Raw genomic sequence first — 24,314 nt, forward strand, 5'->3', positions numbered from 1 at the left:
CGCTGCAGCTTGGCCGGACATTAGGGGTTTATGCGCAAAGGGAAAGGCCAAGAGCGTCTTAAACTGGCCTCGGCGCGGCATGTTCTTCGCAAGCGCGCCCTTGGGAGGGACCGCACCGGACGGAAGCTGCCGCAAAGCGGTGCCTCAGCCTCGGCGCAAGGGCTCGCCATCGGGCAGGGTGATGCCCGCCACCTGCTCGGATATCGGATCGTTCGAGAGGGGGTGCACCTGCGATGTATAGGCCTCGGGATCGCGCATCGCCTCCCATTGGCCGCCGACATGGACCTCAAGCCCCGAGAAGCTGGCCTTGTAGCCCATCTTGGGCGATCCGGGCACCCAATAGCCCAGGTAGACATGGGGCAACTCGGCCTCGCGAGCGATCTCGATATGATCGAGAATGATGTAGGTTCCCAGTGAATGACGGGTCCAGTCCGGGTCGAAGAAAGAATAGACCATGCTCACCCCATCCTCGAGCACGTCGGTCAGGCAGACGGCGATCAGATCGCCGGTGGCTTCTTCGACATATTCGACGACGCGGGTGCGGATCGGCGTTTCTTCGACCATGGAGGCGAACTCGAACGCATCCATATCCGCCATACCGCCCGCGGCATGGCGCGATTCCAGATAGCGCCGGAAAAGGGCGTATTGGTCTTCCGTCGCCCAAGGCGAGGTCGCCCGCCGCGCAAGCCCCGCGTTGCGGCGGATCACACGCTTCTGGCTTCTTGATGGCTGGAAATCCGCGACACTGATGCGCGCCGACATGCAGGCGGCGCAATCGGCGCAAGAGGGGCGGTACAAGACGTTCTGCGATCGGCGAAAGCCCTGCTTGCTCAGCCCGTCATTCAAACGCTGCGCGCCGTCGCCCTGCAGCGCAGTAAAGAGCTTGCGCTCCATCCGGCCCTCCAGGTACGGGCAAGGCTGCGGGGCCGTCACATAAAATTGCGGCGCTATCGTGGATGTATGTCGCATCAAATCCCGGTTTCGTCAGCGTTTCGCGGAGCCTAGCAACGATGCCGCCCGCCGCCAAGACGCTATTGCCGGAGGGGGGCGCGTCAGCCTGCCGCGCGCCGATTGAGCATCGCCGTGCCCAGGATCATGTCGCTCAGGCCGCGCCCCGCGCCATCGGTCAGCATCAACAGGACAGAGATAACCTGCGGCAAAACGAAGGCCATGGAGGCGCTGTAGCCCAATGTATGCAAGGCCGCTGTAAGAGGGTCGAGGCGGGCGCCGTCATGGCGTCTCAACTCGATGGCCATCATCACCATGCCCCATGTGGCCGACCCGCGCGACAGCGTCGCGATGCGGTAGACCAGTCCGACAGCCAGCATGAGCGCGGGTAGAAAAAAGAATCCGATCCCGAGGGTCAGGATGAGGGCAATGACGCAAAAGACCAGGATCAGCACCGAATCGATCAGCCATGCCAAGAGGCGCTTGGTCGGCACGCCGGCGTAGAATTCAGGCTGCGCGATAGGGTCGGGCAGCGCGGCATGAGGCGAGGCAGGGCTGTGCATGATCGGCTCCGTCGATGGGGGGTCTTGGGGCGGCATTGTTCAAGATAAAGGCATGGCGCGCGCCGCGATCAAGGTATGACGTGGCCATGATCCGGCCGGGCGGCGCAATTGCACCGCCCGGTCATGGGTCCACGGGGGCGGATCAGCGCTCGCCGGTCTCGCCCGTTTCCTCTGCGTCCTTGCGCCGGTTTTCGCTGCGCTCACTCATGAATTGGTCGAACTCGGCCTTGTCCTTGGCGGCGCGCAGGCGCTCCAAGAACTGCTCGAAGCTGGCCTGTTCGTCCTGCAGGCGGCGCAACGTCTCGTCGCGGTAGGCGTCGAAGGCGGTGTTCCCGCTGCTGCGCGAGGCCGTCATGCGGCTGGCGAAGGGGGCAGTGCGGCAGGTGCTGTGGTCTCTCATCGGGCGTTTGCTCCATATCAGATAGCCAAGAAGGGCGAGGCCGATAGGCCAGATCGTGGCAAAACTGACCACGAGGAGGGCAACCCAAGCCAGGGTGCCGCGCCGGTCCAGCCAGGCGGTAATGCCGTCCAGCCAGCGCATCGCACTGCCGGCGGCGGTCGGGTGTTGGGCGGTGGTGGTCATCGCAAATCCTCTTTGCTGCGGTATGTAAATGATCTTCACATCTTCTAGATTGGGCCGCGGAGGCTCCTGCGCAAGATCCCATGTAAATTAATTTTACATTTTTCGGATCGGGGCACCGGCAGGCGCGCCGTTTGACCGCCATTGACCGCCCCCCGGCCATGCGTATCACTGAACGCATGAATTTCTCTGACCGCATCACCCGCGTCCCGCATCCCTTCGCCCAGGACCACGCCGACGAGGCGCTGGCGCGCTACCCGGACGTGACGGGCGATGTCGCCGGCCTCATAGCCGGTGCGGCAGGGTGCAGCCCCTACCTGCGCCAGTTGATGCAAAGCGAGGCTGACTGGCTTCCATCCGCGCTTGAGGCGCCTGAGGAGGAAATGGCCAACCTCATGAACGGCCTGCGCGCGCATGAGGGGGATCCCGGCGCGGCGCTGCGCCGGGCCAAGCGGCGCGCGGCGCTTCTGATCGGGCTCGCCGATCTGGGCGGGGTCTGGCCGCTGGCTCAGGTCACGCAGGCGCTGAGCGATCTGGCGGACCTGGCCTGCGACATCGCCCTGCGCCATGCCATCGCGCAGGAGCTGCGCCGCGGCAAGCTGCCGGGCATGACCGAAGCCGATCTGGACACCTGCGGCGGCATGACCGTGCTTGCCATGGGCAAGATGGGCGCGGGCGAGCTCAATTACAGCTCGGATATCGACCTGATCTGTCTTTATGACGAGACGCGCTTTGACGGCGATGACCAACACGAGGCGCGCGCCGCCTTCGTGCGCGCCACCCGCCGCATGGCCCAGATGTTGAGCGAGAATACCGCCGAGGGCTATGTTTTTCGCACCGATCTGCGGCTGCGACCCGATCCGGGCGTCACACCCGTCTGCATGTCGATGGCGGCTGCCGAGGCCTATTACGAAAGCCTTGGCCGCACATGGGAGCGCGCCGCCTATATCAAGGCGCGCCCCTCTGCAGGCGATCTGGAGGCGGGCGCGCAGTTCCTCAAGACGCTGACGCCATTTGTCTGGCGCCGCCATCTGGATTTCGCGGCGATCGAGGACGCGCACAACATGCGGCTGCGCATCCGGGCGCATAAGGGTCTCGGCGCCGATCTGGGCGGGCCGCTCGACCTGATGGGGCACAACATGAAGCTGGGCCGCGGCGGCATCCGCGAGATCGAGTTCTTCACCCAGACCCGTCAGCTGATCGCGGGCGGGCGCGATCCGTCCTTGCGCATGCGCGGCACGCTTGAAGGGCTGAAGGGGCTGGCGGAAAAAGAGTGGGTGCCGGCCAAGGTCGCCGAGGATCTGGCGGATCACTACCGCTTTCACCGCGAGGTCGAGCACCGCCTGCAAATGCTGCGCGATCAGCAGACCCATGATCTGCCCACCACGGACGAGGAGTTCGGCCGGCTGGCCGCCTTCATGGGCCGCGACGCCGAGGGGCTGAAGGACGAGCTTCTGTCCCGGCTCTGCGACGTGGACGGCGTCATCGAGCGGTTCTTTAAGCCCGAGGGCGGCGCGGGCGAGGATGCCGCGCGCGAGGCGGAGCAGGGCACGTGGCTCGACCCCAAGGTGATTGCCCGATGGCCGGGCTATCCGGCGCTGCGCTCGGACCGGGCAGTGCAGATCTTTCGCCGGCTGCGACCCGACATTCTGACGCGCCTGTCGCGCACATCGCATCCCGAGGAGGCGCTTTTGGCCTTTGACGGGTTTCTGGCGGGGCTGCCCGCCGGGGTGCAGGTGTTTTCCCTCTTCGAGAGCAATCCCCAGCTGATCGAGCTTCTGGTCGATATCGTCGGGACTGCGCCCGCGCTGGCGGCATACCTTTCGCGCAACGCCGCCGTTTTTGATGCGGTGATCGCGGGCGATTTCTTTGCGCCCTGGCCGGGGCTTGCGGCGCTGCGCGCCGATATCGCCGCCCGCCTCGCGCGCGAGGCTGATTACGAGGCGCGCTTGATCGCGCTGCGCAGCTGGCGGCGCGAATGGCATTTCCGCATCGGCGTGCATCACCTGCGCGGCCTTGTGGACGCGGCCACATCCGCCCGACATTACGCCGATCTGGCCGAGGCCGTGCTGGGCGCGCTCTGGCCCGAGGTGGTGGCGCAGTTCGCGGCCAAGCACGGCCCGCCGCCGGGGCGCGGCGCGGCGGTGATGGGCATGGGATCATTGGGCACCCGCGCGCTCAATGCCGCGTCGGATCTGGACCTGATCGTGATCTACGACGCGGATGGCGCGGAAGGCTCGGACGGCCGCCGCCCGCTGGCGGTACAGCCCTATTACGCGCGCCTCACGCAGGCGATGATCTCGGGGCTGACCGCACAGATGACGGGCGGGCGCCTATACGAGGTAGATATGCGCCTGCGCCCCTCCGGCAATCAGGGCCCCGTGGCCGTATCGCTGGCCGCCTTTCGCAGCTATCAGCAGAACGAGGCCTGGGGGTGGGAACATCTGGCGCTGACCCGCGCTCGCGCCGTGGCGGGCGAGGCGGATCTGGGGGCCGAAATCCAAGCCTTCCGCGCCGATCTGATCGCCGAGGTCGCGGCGCGCCCGAACGCCGAAAGCCGCCTCGCGCAGGAAGTGATCGACATGCGCGCGCGCATCGCCGCCGCCAAGCCGCCCGAGGGACCGCTCGACCCCAAGCTGGGGCCGGGACGGCTGCAGGATGTGCAGCTGATCGCGCAGGCCGCTGTCCTTGTCTCGGGGCGCGCTGTCACGGGCGCGCGGGCGGGTGTCAGCGCGGGCATCGCCGCCGGCCGCGCTCTGGGCTGGTGGGACGAGGCTGGCGCGTCGGCCCTGTCGCGCGCCGCCGCGATCTGCCGTGATGTGCAAATGACCGCGCGCCTTCTGGGCGATGGGCCGCTGGACCCCGAAACGCTTGGCGCGGGTGCGCGCGCCTTCGTCTTGCGCGAGGCGGGCTGCACCGATATCGCTGATCTGGTCGCCACGCTGTCAAGCCGGGCCGAGGCGGCGGCACAAGTCATAGACGCCGCCCTTGGCCGGGCGGGAACGGGCGAGGCAAAGCCATGAAGTCGAGTGATCCTCTGGACAAGAAAGGCCTCATTTACGAGGCGTTCCGCATCGAGGGCATCGCGCCCGAGGAATGCCGCTCGATCTTTCTCGATTGGGCGCTGTCGCTGCCCGAGGGTCAGGACACGCAAGCCGCCATCGCGCATTTCCTTGACCGTTATCAGCCAGGCAACCCGGACCATCCGATGACGCAAGTTCTGCAGGAAGGCCAGCAGGCCGCAGCACGTCCGCGCCGCCGTGGCGGCTGGAAATCGCGCCCGAGAGACTGACCATTCGGCGCGTCGGGGCGCCTTCGGGGATTTGAGCGCCCCATGAGCGCCAGAGAGATACCACGCAATTGAGCCCAATTCGTCGCGAATTGGCCGCAATCGACCTGCATCTTCCAATCCAATTCAGGGGCCTTTCTCATCGCGGGGATCCCCAACCGGATAAGGCGACAAGCCGCAGGAGGACAGTATGTCTAGATTCACTACACCCATTCGGATCGCATCCGCGCTGGCGCTTGCCGTTGGTGTCTCGGCTTGCGCAAGCGCGCCCAGCCAGACAGTGACCCGTGCCGCCATCGTCGACACGGCGCAGCCCGCGCCCACAATGGCGCTCGATATCCAGTCCGTGCGCGTCAGCGTTCCCGAGACCCTGCAGGTCTCGGAAGCCAACAGCTATTACCCAGGCGGCGACATCGTCTGGCGCGGCGAGCCGATGGGCGACCGCCACGCGCAGGTCAAGGCCATCTTCGACGAGGCCATGGCGCGCGGCACGGCCGAGATGTCCTCGGGCATCCCCGCTGTTCTCGACATTCAGGTCACGCGCTTTCATGCGTTGACGCAAAAGGCGCGCTATTCGGTTGGCGGCGTGCATGACATGACATTCATCGCCACGCTGCGCGATCCGGCCACCGGCGCGCCCCTGACGCCGCCGCGCCGCATCAAGGCCGATCTCAAGGGATATGGCGGCAATGCGGCCATCGCCGCCGAGCAGCGCGGCGAGACCCAGAAGGTGCGCATCACCGACCACTTGGCCAAGGTGATCCGCCAGGAACTGATCCAGCCGGGCAGCTATCACGCCAAGGACCTCGGCCTGATGGCGATGTTCACCACGAAATAGGCTTTGCGCGCAGATCGAAACCCTCTAAGGGGACGGCATGACACCGTCCCCTTTTCCCGTGATCCGCCTCAAACCCAAAACCTCACCAAAGGCCGTGCGCTTCGGCGCGCCTTGGGTTTATGACAATGAGCTGGTCACAGACCGGCGCACCAAGGCAATCGCCCCCGGCACCATCGCCCTGCTGGAGGATGCCGAGCGTGCGCCGCTGGCCCTTGTCGCCGTCAATCCGGCCTCGCGCATCATGGCGCGTGTGCTGGACCTCGACACCTCAGCAACCATTGATCGTGCCTGGCTGACCGCACGCCTGACCCGCGCGCTTGCGCTGCGGACGCGGCTATATGATGCGCCCTATTACCGTCTGATCCATGCTGAGGCTGACGGCCTGCCGGGCGTGGTGATCGACCGTTTTGGCGATACCTGCGTGATCCAGCCCAATGCAGCCTGGGCCGAGGTCATGCTGGACGATCTGGCCGCCGCCACTGCCGAGGTGACGGGCGCGCGCAACATTCTGAAGAACGCCAGCGGCCGCGCGCGCGGCCTCGAAGGGCTGGACGATGCGTCATCCGTGCTGATCGGCGCCGCGCCCGATGCGCCGGTGCAGGTGCCGATGAACGGGGCCACCTATCTGGCGGACCTCACGGGCGGGCAGAAAACCGGCCTCTTCTTTGACCAGCGGCCCAATCACGCCTTTGCCGCGCGCCTGTCCCAGGGCGCGCGCGTGCTCGATGTTTTCAGCCATGTCGGGGGCTTTTCCCTTGCTGCGATGGCGGCGGGCGCGGCCTCGGCGCTGGCGGTCGACGGCTCTGAGCCGGCGCTGGCCCTTGCGCAGGGCGGCGCGGATGCGATGGGGCTGGGCGAGGCCTTTCAGACACGGCGCGGCGATGCGTTTGACGTGCTGACGGCCTTGGGGCAGGAGGGCGCGCAATTCGATGTGGTCATTTGCGACCCGCCCGCTTTCGCGCCCTCGAAAAAGGCGCTGGAGGCCGGACTGCGCGCCTATGAGCGCACCGCGCGCCTTGCCGCGCCGCTGGTGGCACAGGGCGGTTACTTGGGCCTTTGCTCCTGCAGTCATGCGGCCGATATAGACGCGTTCCGCCGCGCCAGCCTGCGCGGCATCGGGCGCGGACTGCACGAGACGGGCCGCAGCCCGCAGCTCATCCACACCGGCGGCGCGGGGCCGGATCATCCAATGCATCCGCAACTGGCCGAGAGCGGCTATCTCAAGGCGCTCTTTTTCCGGCTGTGAAGGCGCTGCTGGATACATGCGTGATCTACCCCACGGTCATGCGCCAGATGCTGCTGGGCGCCGCGAGGGCAGGGGCATTCACCCCGCTTTGGTCCGCGCGCATCATCGAGGAATGGCAGCGCGCGTCGATCAAGCTGGGGCCGGATGGCATGGCGCAGGCGGCCTCCGAGGCGGCGCTGCTGAAAATGGACTGGCCGGGGGCAGAGGTGCGCTGGCCCCAGTCGCTCGAGGATCGGCTCTGGCTGCCGGACCCGGCGGACACCCATGTGCTGGCCGCCGCCATTGCCGGCTCGGCGGACATGATCATAACGCTCAACGCCAAGGATTTCCCGCGCCAGATCCTGGCCGAAGAGGGGCTGTCGCGCAGCGATCCAGACGCAGTCCTGCATGGGATCTGGCAGGCACAGCCCGAGATGATGGCGGACGTGGCGAGCGCGGTGCTGACCGAGGCGCGCCGGCTCGGCGGCCAGGACTGGACGCTGCGCCCCTTGCTGAAAAAGGCCCGCCTGCCGCGCCTTGCAAAGGCGCTGACGCAGGATTGAGCGGCTCAGCCCTGGCTCCAGCGGCCCTCCAGCTTTTCGATGGCGGCAATGCGCTCGGCTGTTTTGGGATGGCTCATCAGCCAGGCGGGCGCGGCGCCAGAATTCGACTTGGTCAGCGCCTCCAGCTTGCGAAAGAGTGACTTCTGCGGCTCGGTTCCGATCCCCGCCTTCACCAGCAGAGCGGCGGCATATTCATCCGCCTCGTACTCGTCCCTGCGCGACAACCGGGCGGAGAGGAGAGAGGTCAGCGCCCCCGCGATCATCACGCCAATCCCGGGCAGGAACCGTGACAAGACCATCGCCAGCGCCGTGCGCAGCGCGTTCTGGCCCGAAAAGTCGATCATGCGCCGCCGCGAATGGCCCAGGGCCACATGGCCGAGCTCATGCGCGATGACGGACGTCATTTCCTCGCCCGAGACCTCGCCCGACTGGAACTTGGCGTAAAACCCGCGCGTGACAAAGATGCGCCCATCGGGCGCGGCCAGCCCGTTGACCGGCTCGATCTCGTAGATATGCACGCGGATCCGCTCCAGATCGAGCGCCCGCGCCAGCTTGTCAGTCAGCGCCTTCAGCTTGGGATCGGCCAGCTCGGTCGAATTCGCGGTCAGATCGCGCGAGGTGCGCCAGACCGAGAAGCGGTACATCACGAAGGCATAGATCAGCGCCAGAAGGATCGGGGTGAATTTCAACATGATGTATATATGGGCCGCGCAGGGATCACCGGCAAGCTTTCGTGCCTGGCCGCGCCGCCTCCGGCGGGAGTATTTTCGGAACAATGAAAGCGCTGCGCGTATTCATCTTGGTAAAAATACTCCGGGGTGCGGGGCAGAGCCCCGCTGCGCGCGCGTCAAGCCGAGCAGCTGGCCCCGCCGAGGACGCAGAACTTGGCGCAATGCGGATGGTTGAGGGACACCTGGCGCTCGGCCTCGGCCAGGGTCTCGCCCAGCTCGAATTCGGGCGCGTAGGGCAAAAGGGTGCAGGCCAGAACGGCCGGGCGCGCGGCGCCCTTGCGCTTGACCACCATGCGCGACGAGGCGCACATGACCGCATCGGGTGACGTGCCCAGGATATCCCAGCAGCCGGTCGTGATCTCGGGGACTTCGGCTTCTTCGTCCATTTCCGGGAAGAGGACCGTCGCGCCGGGATCTGCCGCGTCGATGGCATAGCCGCGCTCGGCGTAGAGGCGCGCGTAACCGGCGCGGCCCTCGGCCTCGCTTTCGCCCCAGACGGTGCGGCCGGCCACCGCCATCGGCACGCCCGTATCACGCAGCCAGTCCATCCCCTCGAGCGTGCGGGCCAAGGCGCCCTTGCCGCGCTCCTTGTCATGCAGATCTTCGGACCAGTGATCGACCGAGATGCGGAACGTCATCTTGCCGGGATAGGCGTCGTTCAGCTCGATAATCCCGGCGCGCATGGACTTGCGCATCATGGGCCGCATCGCATTGGTGAGGATCAGCACATCGTAGCCGCGCGCGAGGGCCGCGCGCGCCATGCCGATCATCTGGGGATTCATGAAAGGCTCGCCGCCGGTGAAGGCGATCTCGCGCACGGGCCATTTGCGCGCCTCTATCTGATCGAGATACTCGGTCACCTCGGCCTCGGTGATATAGACCAATGCATCGTTGGTTGGCGAGCTCAGAATGTAGCAATTCTCGCATTCAATGTTGCACAGCGTTCCCGTGTTGAACCACAGCGTCTCGGCCCGCGTCAGGGCGACATGCGCGCGCGGCTCGCCCTTGGCCGTCACGTCGGGGTCGCTGAACTTGCCCGCATTGGCGGTGCGCGGCGCAATGTCGGCGGCGTCTTTCATGGTTTTCCTTTCGGATATTTCATGGCTTCCACGCGTATCGTGATGTCGTCCGGCGTGAAAGCCACGCGGCGCTGTCTGACAGAGTTGTGAACAGGCGCCAAGGTGCTAAGGTGCGCGTCCAAGAGGAGGCCAAAGATGGTATCGCGCGTCATTCCCGTACAGCCATTCGATCTGATCATCTTCGGCGGCACCGGCGATCTGGCCCGCCGCAAGATCCTGCCAGCGCTGTTTCGGCGCTATTGCGCCGGGCAGATGGAGGGTGAGGCACGGGTGATCGGCGCGGCCCGCGCCGAGATGAGCGATGCCGAGTATCGCAGCTTCGCCCGCGAGGCGATTACCGAATTCGGCGCGTATGCCGCCTGCGATGCCGAACATCTGGACGCATTCTTGACCCTTCTGAGCTACATCACGCTCGATGCGCGCGGGGATGCGGGCTGGGCCACGTTGGCCGCCGCGCTGGAGGGCAGCGCGCGCATCCGTGCCTTTTACTTCTCGGTCGGGCCGGGCCTTTTTGGGGATCTGGCCGCCCGGATCGAGGCACATGGGCTGGCCGCACCCGGCACGCGCGTCGTTGTCGAGAAGCCCTTCGGGCGCGATCTGGCGTCGGCGCGCAGCCTGAATGCCGCGTTGGCGCGGCATTTCGACGAGACGCAGATATACCGGATCGACCATTATTTGGGCAAGGAGACGGTCCAAAATCTCATGGCCATCCGCTTTGGCAATACGCTCTTCGAGCCGCTTTGGAACAGTCAGTACGTGGATCACATTCAGATTACCGTCGCCGAGGCGGGCGGGGTCGGCAGCCGGGGTGAGTATTACGACAAATCCGGCGCGATGCGGGACATGATGCAAAACCACCTCATGCAGCTACTCTGTCTGACCGCGATGGAGCCGCCCGCGAAATACGACCCCGACGCCGTGCGCGACGAAAAGCTGAAGGTGATCCGCGCTCTGGACCCCGGACAGCCCGGCGATATCGTGCGCGGCCAATACGAGGCCGCCGGCAAGGGTGCCGGAAGTCAGCCCGGTTATCTCGAGGAGGTCGGCAACCCCGAGAGCACAACGGAGAGCTTCGTCGCGCTCAAGGCGCGGATCGGAAATTGGCGATGGGCCGGTACGCCTTTCTACTTGCGCACCGGCAAGCGGCTGCGCGCGCGGGCAAGCGAAATCGCCATCGTATTCAAGGATGCGCCCCATTCCATCTTTGGTGCCGATGCAGGCCAACACCGCAATATCCTGACGATCCGCCTGCAGCCCAACGAGGGTATCGAACTGGGCGTGACCATCAAGGAGCCGGGCCCGGGAGGTATGCGTCTTGTCGATGTGCCGCTGGACATGACCTTCTCTGAGGCGCTGGGGCCGGAAGCGGAGGATGTACCTGACGCCTACGAGCGGCTGATCATGGACGTGATCCGCGGCGATCAAACCCTCTTCATGCGCGGGGACGAGGTGGAGGCGGCCTGGGAATGGACCGACCCCATTATCGAGGCATGGGAGAGCGCCGGAACCGCGCCTTGCGCCTATGCCACCGGCAGTTCGGGGCCGGATGACGCGCTGGCCCTCATTCACCGCGACGGGCGCCGCTGGCGGGAGATACGCACATGAACTTGATCGACTATCCCGATACCGAATTCATGGCGATGGGCCTTGCCGACGTCATCGCGGCACAGCTGAGCGCAGCCCTGCGTCAGCGCGATCGCGCCCTTTTGGTGGTGCCCGGCGGCACGACGCCGGGCCCGATCTTTGACACGCTCTGCGGCGCGCGCGTCGAATGGGACCGTATAGACGTCATGCCCTCGGACGAGCGGTGGCGCCCGCAGGCGCATCTGCGCTCGAACGCGGGGCAGATCGCCAAGCGCCTTCTGTGCGAGCGCGCGGCGACGGCGGCCTTGATGCCCCTCTATGTCGAGGGCATTTCGCCCGAAGCGGCGGCGCCGGGTCTTGCCGCCGATCTGGCACCACATCTGCCCATTGATGTGGCGCTGGTGGGGATGGGGGGTGATATGCACACGGCCTCGATCTTCCCGCGCATGCCGGGGATAGAGGCGGCGCTTGCGCACGACGCGCCCGCGCTTTTGCCCGTGCGGATCGAGGGCGAGCCCGAGCCGCGCATCACGCTGGCGGCGCATGTGCTGCGCAGCGCGATGCATCTGCATGTGGTCATCATTGGCTCCGAAAAGCGCGAGGCGCTGGAGCGGGCGCGTAACTTGGATGCCGCGGAGGCACCCATCGCCGCCCTGCTGGACGACGCCACCGTCCATTGGGCACCTTGAGCGTTTGTGCGCGCGCCCTTGCGGGTGAGGACGGATCAGCCCGGAAACCAATCTGTTAACTTTATCACTCATCACATGGGTGATCCGCCCTCTGGCACGCCAGCCCCTCGGGGGTGAGTGACCGGCACGCACAGTCGCCGCGATCAGGCGCGACGTGACCCGACCGCGCTCATGCCCCGAATACTGGGGAGAAAAGGGGACAAGGCCGCCGGATCACCAACAGTCACGCAGCTTTTCGCCAGAAGTTTCACAGTCTCGGCGTTTTTTTGCTGTCTTGAGGTTTTTCAACGGGAGGGCTGGAACTTCGCTGCCGCGCATGAGGTTATCTCCCCGACGCTTTCACGTGCGGTTTTTCCGCGCATGTCAGCGCGTTGAATTTTGACACCAAAGGGAGTTTGTCATGAAAACGTGGATCTACGGCCTTGCCGGTATTGCATTGCTGGGCCTTGGCGCCTGCAACAACCTGACGGAAAACCAGCGCACCGTCGCCGGTGTGGCGGGCGGCGCGGCTGCCGGTCTGTTGACCGCCGAAGCGCTGGGGGCTGACGATGATTGGCGCCTGATCTCGGCACTTGGCGGCGCGGCAGCGGGTACCGTTGTGGCGCAGAACCAGAACCAGCGTGTTTGCGCTTACTCGCGCGGCGATGGCACCTACTACGAGGCGCCTTGCCCGTAAGAGGCATAACGAACGAACACAAAAGGCGCGGCAGGTCTGCCGCGCCTTTTTTTATGCCTGAGCCTTTGCGTTCAGCCGCGCAGTATGGAGCGGCCTGCGTAAACAGCCGTCTCGCCCAGCAGCTCCTCGATGCGGATCAACTGATTGTATTTCGCCAACCGGTCCGAGCGCGCCAGTGACCCCGTTTTGATCTGACCGCAATTCGTGGCGACGGCGAGATCGGCAATGGTCGCATCCTCGGTCTCGCCCGAGCGATGGGACATGACGTTGGTATAGCCCGCGCGATGCGCCATATCGACGGCGCGGAGCGTCTCGGTCAGGGTGCCGATCTGGTTCACCTTGACCAGCATCGAATTTGCGCAGCCGCGCGCGATGCCGTCCGCCAGACGCTCGGGATTGGTCACGAAGAGGTCATCACCTACCAGCTGCACCTTGCCGCCCAGCGTATCGGTCAGCGCCTTCCAGCCGTCCCAATCATCCTCGGCCATGCCGTCCTCGATCGAGATGATCGGGTAGTCGGCCACGAGGGCCGCGAGGTAGTCGGCATTTTCCTGGCTGGTCAGAGATTTGCCCTCGCCGGTCATTTCGTACTTGCCGCCTCGGAAGTATTCCGTCGCGGCGCAATCGACGGCGAGGTAGATATCCTCGCCGGGCTTGTAACCAGCCTTCTCAATGCTCTTCAGGATGAAATCGAGCGCCTCGCGCGCACTGGCAATATTCGGGGCAAAGCCGCCCTCGTCACCGATGCCTGTGGACAGGCCGGCGGCTGACAGCTCTTTTTTGAGCGTATGAAACACCTCGGCGCCCATGCGCACCGCTTCGCGGATGTTGTCCGCGGCAACCGGCATGATCATGAATTCCTGAATGTCGATCGGGTTGTCCGCATGCTCGCCGCCGTTGATGATGTTCATCATCGGCACGGGCAGGACATGGGCCGAGGTGCCGCCGACATAGCGGTAAAGCGGCTGGCCGGTGTAATCCGCCGCTGCCTTGGCCACGGCGAGGCTGACGCCGAGAATAGCGTTGGCCCCGAGGCGCGACTTGTTGTCTGTGCCGTCCATTTCGATCATCGCCATGTCGATGGCCACCTGTTCGGTCGCGTCGAAGCCGTCCAGCGCATCGGCGATCTCGCCATTGACGGCCTCGACGGCCTCCAGCACGCCCTTGCCCATGTAGCGGGCTGCGTCGCCATCGCGGCGCTCTACCGCCTCATGCGCGCCTGTGGAGGCGCCCGAGGGCACGGCGGCGCGGCCCATCGTGCCGTCTTCCAGCGTGACGTCCACTTCAATGGTGGGATTGCCCCGGCTGTCGAGGATTTCGCGGGCGTGAATGTCGATGATGCTGCTCATATGGCGGGTGTCCTGATCAATGAAATTGGCTTTGATGCCGCCCTTAACAAAGGCGCGCGGCAAAGGGAATTGTGGTAGCGCTAGAGGGGCCCTTTGGGTTTGGCCTGCCGATACGCGCGGCGCGCAATGCGCTGCTCGCGAATGAGGGTGTAGAGGCCCGACGCGATGATGATCGCAGCGCCCAGCAGGGTCCAAAGGTCTGGGCGCTCGCCCAAAAGGGACATGCCCAGGATCAGCGCGAAAAGCAGGCGCGCGTAGCGAAAGGGCGTGACAGCAGCAATTTCGCCGATGCGCATGGCACCCACGATGAAGTAATAGCCCAGCACCCCGAAGATGAGCGCGCCGAGCAGATAGGCCCAAGCCGTCGCATCCGGCATCGCGGCGCCGCCGCTGAAGGCCAGTAGGAGCGCGCCCGTCGGCACCATGGTTCCGAAGGCATAGCAGCTGAGCTGCATCGACGACACGCTGGCTGGTATGGCGCGCGTCGCCAGATCGCGGATCGCGAGGCCGATCACCGACACAACGGCAAAGAGTGACGAGATGTCGAACGCGTCGAATCCCGGACGCACAATCATCAAAACCCCGCCAAAGCCGACCAGAATGGCCGACCAGCGCCGCCAACCCACCTGCGCCCCCATAAAAAGCGCGGCGCCCAGCGTCACCGCCAGTGGCGTCGCCTGCAAGATGGCCGATACTGTCGAAAGGTCCGCCATGGCGAGCGCCGTGACGTAGGTCACCGCTGCGATGATCTCACCCAGATTGCGCAGCATGACGGACCGGGTCAGCAGCACCGGGCTGATCAGGCGCGCGCCCTGAGCACGCGCCGCGATCGCAAAGACCGCGCAGCCGCCTGCTCCCAGCATCATCAGCATCTGGCCCACGGGCAGATCGCGCGACAGAAGCTTGACGAAAAGATCCTCGGCGGCAAAGCCCGCCATCGCCACCACCATCAGGAGGCTGCCGCGCAGATTGTCCATTCAATGTCCTTTCGGGGACGGGGTCAGGCGCGCAGGCGCACCCAGACAGGCACGTGGTCCGACGGCTTTTCGCGGGCGCGGATCTCGCGGTCGATCTGGCAGTCCTCCAGCAGATCGGCGCAGGCGGGGCTAAGCAGGAAATGGTCGATGCGAATCCCGTCATCGCGGTTCCACGCGCCCGCCTGATAATCCCAGAAACTGTAGTGACCGGGGCCTTGGGTGCGCGCGCGGAATGCCTCGGTAAAGCCGAGGTTCATCAGGCGGCGAAAGGCGGCCCGCGTCTCGGGGCGGGCCAGCGCATCGTCTTGCCACGCTTCGGGACGCTTCGCATCCTGGTCCTGCGGGATGACGTTGTAATCGCCCGCCATGAGAAACGGCTCTTCGAGGGCCAGCAGCTCGGTTGCGCGCGCCTGCATCCGCTCCATCCAGGCCAGCTTGTAGTCGTATTTCGGCCCCGGCGCCGGGTTGCCATTGGGCAGGTAAAGGCCGCAGACGCGAATGGCCGTATCGCCCATGACTGTCGCCTCGATCCAGCGCGCCTGCTCGTCGCTGTCATCGCCGGGCAGGCCGCGGGTGACATCCTCCAGCGGCAATTTGGAGAGGATCGCGACCCCGTTAAAGCCCTTTTGCCCGTGTGTTTCGACGGTATAGCCGCGATCCTCGAAGATCTCGCGCGGGAAGGCCTCGTCGACCGATTTGATCTCTTGCAAGAGAACCACGTCGCACTCCGCCTCATCCAGCCAGTCGGGCAGGGCGTTGATACGGGCCTTGATGCCGTTGATGTTGAATGTGGCGACTTTCATGGGCCGGTCCTCGCGGGGCTTGGGGATGCGTGCCCCACCTATCGCGCAGCAGCGCGCCGGGGGCAAGGGAGGCGCGGCAGGACACGGGCGAATCGCCGGTGCCCGAGCGGCGCGTAGGGTGCTGACAAAAAGCCGAAAACACGTTCAGGTTGCATATTGACTCCTGCAAAAAGCTGCGAAACAGGCCTGCCAAAGCCGCAAAAATCGCCCGAAAAATCCCCTGTGGATAAGTTTTTTGCGTATTCGGATTCTCCCAAGAGTCTTTGTGCGTTAGCCGAGATTGTTTAGGGCGTCGCTAAGTCGTAACTCGCCTTTAGGTTGAAATTTTCCTTGGCAGGTCGGGGCCAAGCTGCAAGCCTTTGGGGGTCTGCAACTTCAATCTGGGGATTATGAAAATGACAGCACAACGCAAAGTTGAAACCACCTTCGCCGCTCTGAACACCCGCACGCCCAGCATGCTCGACGGCGCCGCCACCGAGATGTTCACCTCGTCCATGGCGCCTGCCGCCACTGCCGACGCCGGTCTTGGCGAAGGCCTCGAGATGTTCACGTCCTCCATGGCACCCGCCTTGACCGCCGACGCCGCTGCCGGTGACGCGGTTCAGATGTTCACGTCTTCGATGGCGCCCAGCCTGCGCAGCGACGCCGCGACCGGCGACAATGTCGAGATGTTCACATCCTCGATGGCACCGAGCGTGACGGCGGATGCAGCCGCAGGCGACAACGTCCAGATGTTCACCTCGTCCATGGCGCCCAGCGCCCGCGCCGACGCCACGTCTGGCGACGCCACCGAGATGTTCACCTCGTCCATGAGCCCGTCGGTCACGGCAGAGGCCGCAGCCGGTGACAACGTCCAGATGTTCACATCGTCGATGGCGCCCGTCGCCGCAGGCGAAGCAACCGGTGCCTTCACCTCGTCCATGGCGCCCGCACGCGTCGCACGCGAGGGTGACGCGGTCGAGATGTTCACCTCGAGCATGTAAGCCAGCACCCGAAACGGGGCGCCGCGCCCGGACCACACGACAAAATGGAGATCACAACATGACCACCATCGTCCGCCTCGACGTCCCGTTCCGGCAGCACAGCAAGGCCGCGCGCCAAGCGGCCTTGCTCAAGACCTTCGCGCTGACGCGCCGCACGCAAGAGGATGTTTTCTGGCTCAAAGAAAATGCCGAGATTCTCAACATCCTCGAATGCACAGGTGCCGAGATCGCGCCCGGTGCGCTGGCGCCGTTCGAAAGCTTCTACGACGATATCGAAGACCGGATGGAGTTCTTTCCGCAGTATTATCGCTTTCTTCTCTCGCTCTGCCTCGATCTGGAGGATCTGGGCATGGTGGGCGGCAAGGGCGCCGCGCTGGCCGAATGGGTCGCCCAGGAGGGGCTGGCGGATGCCGAGCTGTCGGACCTGCAACGCGCCGAAGCGCGGCGGCTTTGCGCACGTCGCGAGATCGAGGCGCTGCCGCAGGATGCGGGTCTCGATGCGCGCCTGCGCAGTTTCGCGGGCCGTGCGCAGACCTTCGCGATGCCCAACAAGAAAGCGGCATACGAGTTGACCCATATCGTTTTCTACCTGTCGGAATATGGCCGTAAGGATCCGCAACTGGATGCCGCAGCCGCGCAGAGCCTGATGTTCGCCGGCACGCTCGCCTTTCTTGATTTCAACGCCGACCTTCTGGCCGAGATCTGCCTCGCCATGCGCTTTGCCGGCCTTGGCGTGCCGGAGGTCTGGGAGATCTGGCTGACTCAGCAGATCCGCAGCTTCACGCTCGACGACGGCGGCGCATTGCAGGACGATTACCACGAATACCTGATGCTGAACTGGTTCATGAGCCGGTCGGGGCAGGGCGGTTTCGGCGATCACGTGCCCGAGGGACGTGTGACATTCGCCCGCACGCGGCCCGCCTCGGCGCCGCTGCGCGAGCTGTCGCATTGCATCTATGCCATGGGGCGCGGCCGCTCGGGCGATTGGGAGGAGATGCGCGGCGATGTGACGTCCCAGGTCTCGGACGAGACGGCGGCAGCACTGGTGGCCGCTGAGGCGGCGACGGACCAGTTCGGCGCCTTCTTCGAGGGCTTTGCGCGGGTCGGCCTGCGGGGCCGCGCCGCGATGAGGGCTGCGCAATGATCGCTGCGCGCGCCGCGGGCGCCACCATCGCGGTCGGCGTGGGTCTGACCGTCATATATACCGCGCTCATCTCTAGCGCCGATGCCATCACCAAGATGTTCGCCGCCAGCTATGCGGCGCCGCAGCTTTTCGCGCTGTCGGGCGGGATCGTCGCGCTCCTGGCCGTGCTGGTCAATCGCGCGGGGCCCAATCCACGCGGCGTCGCCACCCGCTGCCCGCGCGCCATGGCGATCCGCAGCACCGCGACGGTTTTGGGGGCGGGGGCGTTTTTCTACGCGTTCCGCCTTCTGCCTTTTGCCGAGGTGTTCCTCTTCATCGCGATGATCCCACTCATCACGGCGCTGTTGTCGGGGCCGGTCTTGGGCGAGGCGGTCCGCCCGCAGGCCTGGGGGGCCGTCTGCCTTGGGATGATCGGGCTATTGTGCCTGGCGCCGCGCGGCCTCGGCACGTTTCAGCTTGGCCATGCGGTGGCCTTGGCCGCGGTTCTGCTGGGGACGGTGTCCATGATGGCGTCGCGCTATATCGGCCTGCGCGACGGCAACCTTCTGGCGCAGGTGTTTTGGCCCAATCTTGCGCTGGCGGGCGTCAGTGCGTTGGCGCTGCCCTTCGTCTGGGCGCCGATGGGGCTGGGTGATCTGGGCTGGGCCGTGCTGTATGCCGGGCTGCTTTTCGCCGCACGTTGGGTGCTGGTCGGCGCGCTCAAGGCGCTGCCCGCCTATGTGATCACACCGCTGATGAACCTGCAATTCCTGTGGATGGTGGCGATTGGCGCGGCGGTCTTTGGCGAGGTGCCGGGCACGGCGCTCTACCTTGGGGCCGCGCTTGTGATCACAGCGGGCGCGTGGCTGATCTATGATCAGGCATTCCCGAATGGCGCGGCGCGCAAGGTGGTGCCGGCCGAGTAATGTGATGCGCGAGCCTCGCCGCGCACCGCATTGACTTACATTGAAAAAGACGTGCCGCAGCCGCAGCTGCTGCTGGCGTTGGGATTGTCGATGACGAAGCGCGCGCCGATCAATTCCTCGGAGAAGTCGATGACCGCGCCCGTCAGAAACGGCAGCGAAACGGAATCGACCACGACCTTCTGACCGAGGCCTTCCAACACCAGATCATCCTCGGCGGGCGCGTCCAGCTTGATCTCGTACTGAAAGCCCGAGCATCCGCCGCCCTCGACCGCGACGCGCAGGGCCTGGCCCTGATCGCCAGCGCCGATCTCGCTCAGGCGCTCGAAGGCGCGGGGGGTGACTTTGGGGGGCAGGTTCATGGACGGCCTCCAACCTCTTGGGGTGCAGCGAATTTTGGGCAGTTTTACTGCCCGGCTGATTGCAATATATGGGGCGCAGGATCACCCGGCAAGGAGGCCGCTTACATTGACGTCCCGCATTGCCGCAGATCCCGCCGCCTCGCGCGGGCGTCTCGCCCTTGAGGAGGAAAGCGCGTTCCGCTCGTGTTTTCAGCGCGACCGGGACAGGATCATCCATTCCAGCGCCTTCCGGCGGCTCAAGCACAAGACGCAGGTCTTTGTCGCGCATGAGGGTGATTATTTCCGCACGCGCCTGTCGCACAGCATCGAGGTGGCGCAGGTGGCGCGCACGATCGCGGGCGCCCTTGGCCTTAATGCCGAGCTGACCGAGGCTGTCGCACTGGCGCATGATCTGGGCCACACGCCCTTCGGCCACACGGGCGAGGACGCGCTTCATGCGCAGATGGCGCCCTATGGCGGCTTTGACCATAACGCGCAGGCGATCCGCATCGTGACCCAGATGGAGCGGCACTATGCCGAGTTCGACGGCCTCAACCTGACATGGGAGACGCTGGAAGGGCTGGCGAAGCATAATGGCCCGGTGACCGGCGATCTGCCCTATGCGTTGGCCGAATACGATGCGCGCCACGATCTGGAGCTGCACACTCATGCCAGCGCCGAGGCGCAGGTGGCCGCGCTGGCCGATGATATCGCCTATAATAACCACGACCTGCACGATGGTCTGCGCGCCGGCCTCTTTACCGAGGACGAGGTCGCGCAGCTTCCCATCGTGGATGCATGTTATGCCGAGGTGGACCGGCTCTACCCCGGCCTCGATCCCTACCGGCGGCGGCACGAGGCGCTGCGCCGCGTCTTTGGCGTCATGGTCGGCGATGTGATCGACACATCGCGCGCGGTGATTGCCGAGGCGGCCCCTGCCAGCAGCGATGCGGTGCGCCATCTGGGCCGCCCGGTCATCCGCTTTTCGGATGCGCTGTGGCGAGATCTGCAAGGTGTGCGCAAGTTTCTCTTTCAGCGAATGTACCGTGCGCCGATGGTGATGGTGCAAAGAGCGCAGGCAACCAATGTGGTCGACGGGTTGTTCCCATTCTATATGAAGCATCCCGAACACTTGCCGCGTCGCTGGCAAGAGGATGTGGCGGAAGCTGAGAACAAGACCGCGCTGGCCCGGCTGGTCAGCGATTATATTGCCGGGATGACCGACCGATATGCATTGGCGCAGCACGCCTTGCATCTGGGCGGGCCGGGTGGCGCCGGATCGTGGCCGAACGAGGTCGCCGGTGCACATACCGGCGCGGAACAAGGAGAGACGACGCATGGCAGTTGAAAGCGCGGGGGCGATGAGCCCGGTCATGGCCTTCGCCCTTGTCGGTGCCATCGGCGTCGGCTCGCAATGGCTGGCGTGGAAGCTGCGCCTGCCTGCCATCGTCCTCATGCTGCTTGCGGGTCTTGCCATCGGGCCGGGCCTTGGCGTCTTCGACCCCGAGCGCGACATCGGCAATCTGATGCAGCCGATGATTTCCATCGCTGTTGCCATCATCCTCTTTGAGGGCGGCATGACGCTGAACCTGCATTCCTTGCGCGAATCCGCAGTCGGGGTAAGGCGATTGGTTTTGATCGGTGCGCCGGTCGGCTGGGCCGGATCGGCGGCGGCCCTGCATTACGTCGCTGGTCTCAGCTGGCCCAGTGCCGCGGTCTTTGGTGGCATCATGATCGTCACCGGCCCGACGGTGATCGCGCCGCTTTTGCGCACCGCGCGCCTCAGCAAGCGGCCCGCGCAGCTTTTGCAATGGGAGGCGATCGTCAACGACCCCATCGGCGCGCTGGCCGCGGTTTTGGCGTTCGAAGTCGTGCTGGTCATGTATGCCAGCGAGACATTCGGTGCGGCTGTCTGGGATATGGGTGTGGGTATCGTATCGGCGACAGTCATGGGCATCGCGGCGGGCTGGGCGCTCTCCGAAGGGTTTCGCCGGGGGCGTGTGCCGGAATTCATGAAGGTGCCGGTGCTCTTTGCGTCGCTATTGCTGGTCTTTGCTTTATCGGACAGCCTCTTGCATGAAAGCGGCCTTTTGGCTGTGACCATCATGGGCTTCTACATCGCCAATTCCGGCCTTCCGAGCTATACCGAGCTGCGCCGGTTCAAGGAACATGCCACGGTCCTTCTGGTCTCGGGCGTCTTTATCCTGCTCGCCGCCTCGATGAATATCGAGCGTCTCAGCCTTTTGAGTTGGCCCTCTGTCATCTTTGTCATTGTCGTGATCCTCGTGGTGCGTCCGGTTACGGTGATGGCCTCGCTTGCCTTCAGCAATGTGCCCCTGCGGGAGCGCGTTCTGGTGGCCCTCACCGGACCGCGCGGCGTGGTCCTTGTGGCCGTCGCCGGTCTTTTCTCCGAGCGTCTCGTCAGCGCGGGGATCCAGGATGCCGAGATCCTCACCCCCCTAGCTTTTGCGCTGGTCGCGGCGACGGTGGTGCTGCATGGCTTTACCTTGCAGCCTTTGGGCCGCGCGCTGGGTCTTGCGGGGGCGCAGGTGCCCGGCGTCATTTTTGTCGGTGGCTCGCAATTCTCGGCCGCGTTCGCGCAGGCGCTCAGGGAAGAGGATATTCCCGTGCTGATCGCGGATGCCAACCGTGCCCGCCTGCGCACGGCGCGCGAGCAGGGCTTGCCGGTCTATCTGGGCGATATCCTGTCGGACGGGGCCGAGCACGGCGTAGAGTTCATCAGCTTTGGCCGCATCATCGCCACGTCGGACAATGATGCCTACAACACGCTGGTGGCGACTGACCTCGCGCCCGAATTTGGGCGCGAGCATGTCTATCAGCTTAAACGCGCCAAGCAGGAGCAGACGCGCCATGCGTTGCCGGCCACCTTGGGCGGACGCAGCATTGCCGGGGGACTGCGATATCTCGAGTTGGCCCGATACATGCAGAAGGGCTGGGAAATCCGCGCGACCAACCTGACCGAGGAATACGGCCTCGAGGCATGGCGCGAGGACAATCCCGAATCGATCCCGCTGGCCGAGGTGACGCCGGGCCGCGCCCTGCGCATCCTCGCCGCAGACGCCGAGATCAAGGCCGGGCCGGGCATGCGCATTCTGGCACTGTCGCCCGCCCGCGACCGCACGGTCGAGGCCGCCGAGCGCAATGGCGAAGGGGATGCGGAGGCGGCCGCAGCCGAAGTGTCGGACCACCAGGACAGCCAAGACACCAAGGACGCAAAGCGCGACGATTGACGCCCCTGCCATCGGTGCTAAGACGGGGCTGAATTCAAGGAATGAAGCGATGAACCTCTTTACCGATATCCGCGCCGCCGTACTGGACGCGCTGAGCGCGCTTGAAACTGCGGGCACTCTGCCCGCGGGCGTCGACACGTCAAATGTCACGGTCGAGCCACCGCGCGACCCGCTCCACGGTGACATGTCGACCAATGCCGCGATGGTGCTTGCCAAACCCGCGGGCCTCAAGCCGCGCGACATCGCCGAGGCGCTGGTGGCCGAGCTTGGCAAAGATGCCCGCATCGATAGCGCCGAGGTGGCTGGTCCGGGTTTCATCAACCTGCGTCTCGCGCCGGATTGCTGGCGCGGCATTCTGCGCGGCGTTCTGGAGGCGGGCACCGATTTTGGCCGCTCGACGATGGGGCAGGGGCAACGCGTGAACGTCGAATATGTCAGCGCCAACCCGACCGGCCCCTTGCATGTGGGCCACACGCGGGGCGCGGTCTTTGGCGATGCGTTGGCGAGCCTCTTGGACTTCTGCGGTTATGACGTCACGCGCGAATACTACATCAACGATGGCGGCGGGCAGGTCGACACGTTGGCGCGGTCCGTCTACCTGCGCTACCTCGAAGCGCATGGCCGCGCGGTTGATTTCCCCGATGGTACCTATCCCGGCGATTACCTGATCGAGACCGGTGAGGCGCTGAAGGCCAAGGTCGGCGACGCGTGGGTCGATCAGCCCGAAGAGGTCTGGCTGGCAGAGCTGCGCGAATTTGCGACCGAAGCGATGATGGACCTCATCCGCGCCGATTTGAAATCGCTGGGCGTCGAAATGGACAAATTCTCATCGGAGAAGTCGTTCTACGGCACCGGCCTCATCGAAAAGGCCATTGCCTCGCTCGACGAGAAGGGGCTGATCTACGAGGGCGTGCTGGAGCCACCCAAAGGCAAGATGCCCGAGGATTGGGAGCCGCGCGAGCAGACGCTTTTCCGCTCGACCGCGCATGGCGATGACGTGGACCGCCCCGTCAAGAAATCCGATGGCGGCTGGACCTATTTCGCGCCCGATATTGCCTACCACTATGACAAGGTTACGCGCGGCTTCGACATGCTGATCGACGTCTTTGGCGCCGACCATGGCGGCTATGTCAAGCGCATGAAGGCCGCCGTTTCGGCGCTCAGCGACGGCAAGGTGCCGCTCGACATCAAGCTGACGCAGCTGGTCAAGCTCTACAAGAACGGCGAGCCCTTCAAGATGTCCAAGCGGGCAGGGACGTTTGTCACCCTGCGCGACGTGGTCGATCTGGTTGGCGCGGACGTGACCCGCTTCGTCATGCTGACGCGCAAGAATGATGCGCCGCTCGATTTCGATTTCGACAAGGTGCTGGAGCAGGCCAAGGAAAACCCGGTTTTCTACGTGCAATACGCCCATGCGCGCGTCCGCTCGGCACTGCGCAAGGCCGAAGGCGCGGGCATCGACACGTCCGATGCCGCCCTCAAGGGCGCAGATCTGAGCCTGATCGCCCACGAGGCCGAGCTGGATCTGGCGCGCAAGATCGCCGAGTGGCCGCGTTTGGTAGAGATTGCCGGCCGCACCGGCGAGCCGCACCGCGTGGCCTTCTACCTTTACGATCTCGCCTCGGATTTGCACACGCTTTACAACCGTGGGCACGAACTGCCCGAGCTGCGCTTTGTCCAGGAGGGTGATCCTGCAACGTCTCAGTCGAAAATCGCACTGGTGCGGGCCGCAAGCGTTGTCATTTCCGCAGGTTTGGGTATCTTGGGCGTCACTCCGGCGGAAGAGATGCGGTAAAAAC

23 protein-coding genes are annotated in these 24,314 nt (G+C 65.1%); 14 read left to right on the forward strand and 9 right to left on the reverse strand.

Features of this window, described 5'->3' with window-relative positions; all coding sequences use genetic code 11:
- Positions 1–144: 144 nt before the first annotated feature.
- From BW975_RS09410 to BW975_RS09420, 3 genes are all read right to left on the reverse strand, one after another.
- A complete protein-coding gene (locus BW975_RS09410; protein ID WP_076532936.1) occupies positions 145–969 on the reverse strand; it encodes an arginyltransferase in 825 nt (274 codons plus the stop codon).
- 83 nt (positions 970–1,052) lie between these two features.
- Positions 1,053–1,511, reverse strand: a complete 459-nt coding sequence (locus tag BW975_RS09415) for an RDD family protein (protein WP_076532938.1) — start codon at positions 1,509–1,511, stop codon at positions 1,053–1,055.
- A gap of 142 nt (positions 1,512–1,653) precedes the next feature.
- Positions 1,654–2,094 (reverse strand): DUF2852 domain-containing protein, encoded by a 441-nt coding sequence (locus BW975_RS09420; RefSeq protein ID WP_076532940.1) that lies wholly within the window; start codon positions 2,092–2,094, stop codon positions 1,654–1,656.
- A gap of 176 nt (positions 2,095–2,270) precedes the next feature.
- Here BW975_RS09420 and BW975_RS09425 point away from each other — a divergent pair, with 176 nt between their 5' ends.
- The 5 genes from BW975_RS09425 (at position 2,271) to BW975_RS09445 (ending at position 8,006) form a co-directional block, all read left to right on the forward strand.
- Positions 2,271–5,114, forward strand: a complete 2,844-nt coding sequence (locus BW975_RS09425) for a bifunctional [glutamine synthetase] adenylyltransferase/[glutamine synthetase]-adenylyl-L-tyrosine phosphorylase (RefSeq protein WP_076533600.1) — start codon at positions 2,271–2,273, stop codon at positions 5,112–5,114.
- Positions 5,111–5,383 (forward strand): hypothetical protein, encoded by a 273-nt coding sequence (locus tag BW975_RS09430; protein WP_076532942.1) that lies wholly within the window; start codon positions 5,111–5,113, stop codon positions 5,381–5,383. Before BW975_RS09425 ends, BW975_RS09430 begins: the two co-directional genes overlap by 4 nt.
- Positions 5,384–5,570: 187 nt before the next feature.
- Complete coding sequence (locus BW975_RS09435) at positions 5,571–6,218, forward strand: DUF6778 family protein (protein ID WP_076532943.1); 648 nt, start codon at positions 5,571–5,573, stop codon at positions 6,216–6,218.
- A gap of 37 nt (positions 6,219–6,255) precedes the next feature.
- Complete coding sequence (locus BW975_RS09440; protein WP_076532945.1) at positions 6,256–7,464, forward strand: RSP_2647 family RNA methyltransferase; 1,209 nt, start codon at positions 6,256–6,258, stop codon at positions 7,462–7,464.
- Positions 7,461–8,006 (forward strand): RSP_2648 family PIN domain-containing protein, encoded by a 546-nt coding sequence (locus tag BW975_RS09445; RefSeq protein ID WP_076532947.1) that lies wholly within the window; start codon positions 7,461–7,463, stop codon positions 8,004–8,006. Before BW975_RS09440 ends, BW975_RS09445 begins: the two co-directional genes overlap by 4 nt.
- A 5-nt stretch (positions 8,007–8,011) precedes the next feature.
- Here the strand turns inward: BW975_RS09445 and BW975_RS09450 are convergent, their stop codons facing one another.
- Together BW975_RS09450 and BW975_RS09455 are read right to left on the reverse strand one after the other, a co-directional pair.
- A complete protein-coding gene (locus BW975_RS09450; RefSeq protein ID WP_076532948.1) occupies positions 8,012–8,698 on the reverse strand; it encodes a M48 family metallopeptidase in 687 nt (228 codons plus the stop codon).
- Between the two features lie 155 nt (positions 8,699–8,853).
- Positions 8,854–9,816 (reverse strand): radical SAM protein, encoded by a 963-nt coding sequence (locus tag BW975_RS09455; protein ID WP_076532950.1) that lies wholly within the window; start codon positions 9,814–9,816, stop codon positions 8,854–8,856.
- Between the two features lie 135 nt (positions 9,817–9,951).
- Between BW975_RS09455 and zwf the strand changes: the two genes are divergently transcribed.
- From zwf to BW975_RS09470, 3 genes are all read left to right on the forward strand, one after another.
- Complete coding sequence (gene zwf, locus BW975_RS09460) at positions 9,952–11,421, forward strand: glucose-6-phosphate dehydrogenase (protein WP_076532951.1); 1,470 nt, start codon at positions 9,952–9,954, stop codon at positions 11,419–11,421.
- Positions 11,418–12,089: a 6-phosphogluconolactonase gene (gene pgl / locus BW975_RS09465; protein WP_076532953.1), complete on the forward strand. Its 672-nt coding sequence runs from the start codon at positions 11,418–11,420 to the stop codon at positions 12,087–12,089. Before zwf ends, pgl begins: the two co-directional genes overlap by 4 nt.
- 400 nt (positions 12,090–12,489) lie before the next feature.
- Positions 12,490–12,765, forward strand: coding sequence for a glycine zipper 2TM domain-containing protein (locus BW975_RS09470; RefSeq protein ID WP_076532955.1), 276 nt, complete (start codon positions 12,490–12,492; stop codon positions 12,763–12,765).
- Positions 12,766–12,836: 71 nt separating this feature from the next.
- On the opposite strand, the gene eno is transcribed toward BW975_RS09470, so the two are convergent.
- The 3 genes from eno to xth form a co-directional block, all read right to left on the reverse strand.
- Entirely contained in the window at positions 12,837–14,114 is a 1,278-nt protein-coding gene (gene eno / locus BW975_RS09475; protein WP_076533601.1) for a phosphopyruvate hydratase, read from the reverse strand.
- An 80-nt stretch (positions 14,115–14,194) separates the two neighbouring features.
- Positions 14,195–15,091 carry a DMT family transporter gene (locus BW975_RS09480; RefSeq protein ID WP_076532956.1) on the reverse strand — a complete coding sequence of 299 codons (897 nt, stop codon included), beginning with the start codon at positions 15,089–15,091 and terminating at the stop codon, positions 14,195–14,197.
- A gap of 23 nt (positions 15,092–15,114) precedes the next feature.
- Positions 15,115–15,894: an exodeoxyribonuclease III gene (xth, locus tag BW975_RS09485; RefSeq protein WP_076532958.1), complete on the reverse strand. Its 780-nt coding sequence runs from the start codon at positions 15,892–15,894 to the stop codon at positions 15,115–15,117.
- A gap of 395 nt (positions 15,895–16,289) precedes the next feature.
- On the opposite strand from xth, the gene BW975_RS09490 reads away from it, so the two are divergent.
- From BW975_RS09490 to BW975_RS09500, 3 genes are read left to right on the forward strand one after another with little or no spacing between them, the layout of a single operon-like run.
- On the forward strand, positions 16,290–16,877 hold the full coding sequence (locus BW975_RS09490; protein WP_139194198.1) for a DUF6749 family protein: 588 nt from the start codon (positions 16,290–16,292) through the stop codon (positions 16,875–16,877).
- Positions 16,878–16,935: 58 nt separating this feature from the next.
- Positions 16,936–18,021: a DUF6902 family protein gene (locus BW975_RS09495; RefSeq protein ID WP_076532960.1), complete on the forward strand. Its 1,086-nt coding sequence runs from the start codon at positions 16,936–16,938 to the stop codon at positions 18,019–18,021.
- Positions 18,018–18,926, forward strand: coding sequence for a DMT family transporter (locus BW975_RS09500; protein WP_076532962.1), 909 nt, complete (start codon positions 18,018–18,020; stop codon positions 18,924–18,926). Before BW975_RS09495 ends, BW975_RS09500 begins: the two co-directional genes overlap by 4 nt.
- A 35-nt stretch (positions 18,927–18,961) precedes the next feature.
- Here the strand turns inward: BW975_RS09500 and BW975_RS09505 are convergent, their stop codons facing one another.
- A complete protein-coding gene (locus tag BW975_RS09505) occupies positions 18,962–19,285 on the reverse strand; it encodes a HesB/IscA family protein (RefSeq protein ID WP_076532963.1) in 324 nt (107 codons plus the stop codon).
- Between the two features lie 106 nt (positions 19,286–19,391).
- Here BW975_RS09505 and BW975_RS09510 point away from each other — a divergent pair, with 106 nt between their 5' ends.
- From BW975_RS09510 to argS, 3 genes are read left to right on the forward strand one after another with little or no spacing between them, the layout of a single operon-like run.
- The gene (locus BW975_RS09510; protein WP_083687031.1) at positions 19,392–20,612 is read left to right on the forward strand and encodes a deoxyguanosinetriphosphate triphosphohydrolase; all 1,221 of its coding nucleotides are present in this window, start codon (positions 19,392–19,394) and stop codon (positions 20,610–20,612) included.
- Entirely contained in the window at positions 20,602–22,515 is a 1,914-nt protein-coding gene (locus BW975_RS09515) for a cation:proton antiporter (protein WP_076532965.1), read from the forward strand. Before BW975_RS09510 ends, BW975_RS09515 begins: the two co-directional genes overlap by 11 nt.
- Before the next feature lie 49 nt (positions 22,516–22,564).
- Positions 22,565–24,310, forward strand: a complete 1,746-nt coding sequence (gene argS / locus BW975_RS09520) for an arginine--tRNA ligase (RefSeq protein WP_076532966.1) — start codon at positions 22,565–22,567, stop codon at positions 24,308–24,310.
- The last annotated feature ends 4 nt before the right edge of the window (positions 24,311–24,314 follow it).

Source organism: Roseovarius nanhaiticus, from assembly GCF_900156535.1.
Lineage (GTDB): Bacteria > Pseudomonadota > Alphaproteobacteria > Rhodobacterales > Rhodobacteraceae > Roseovarius > Roseovarius nanhaiticus.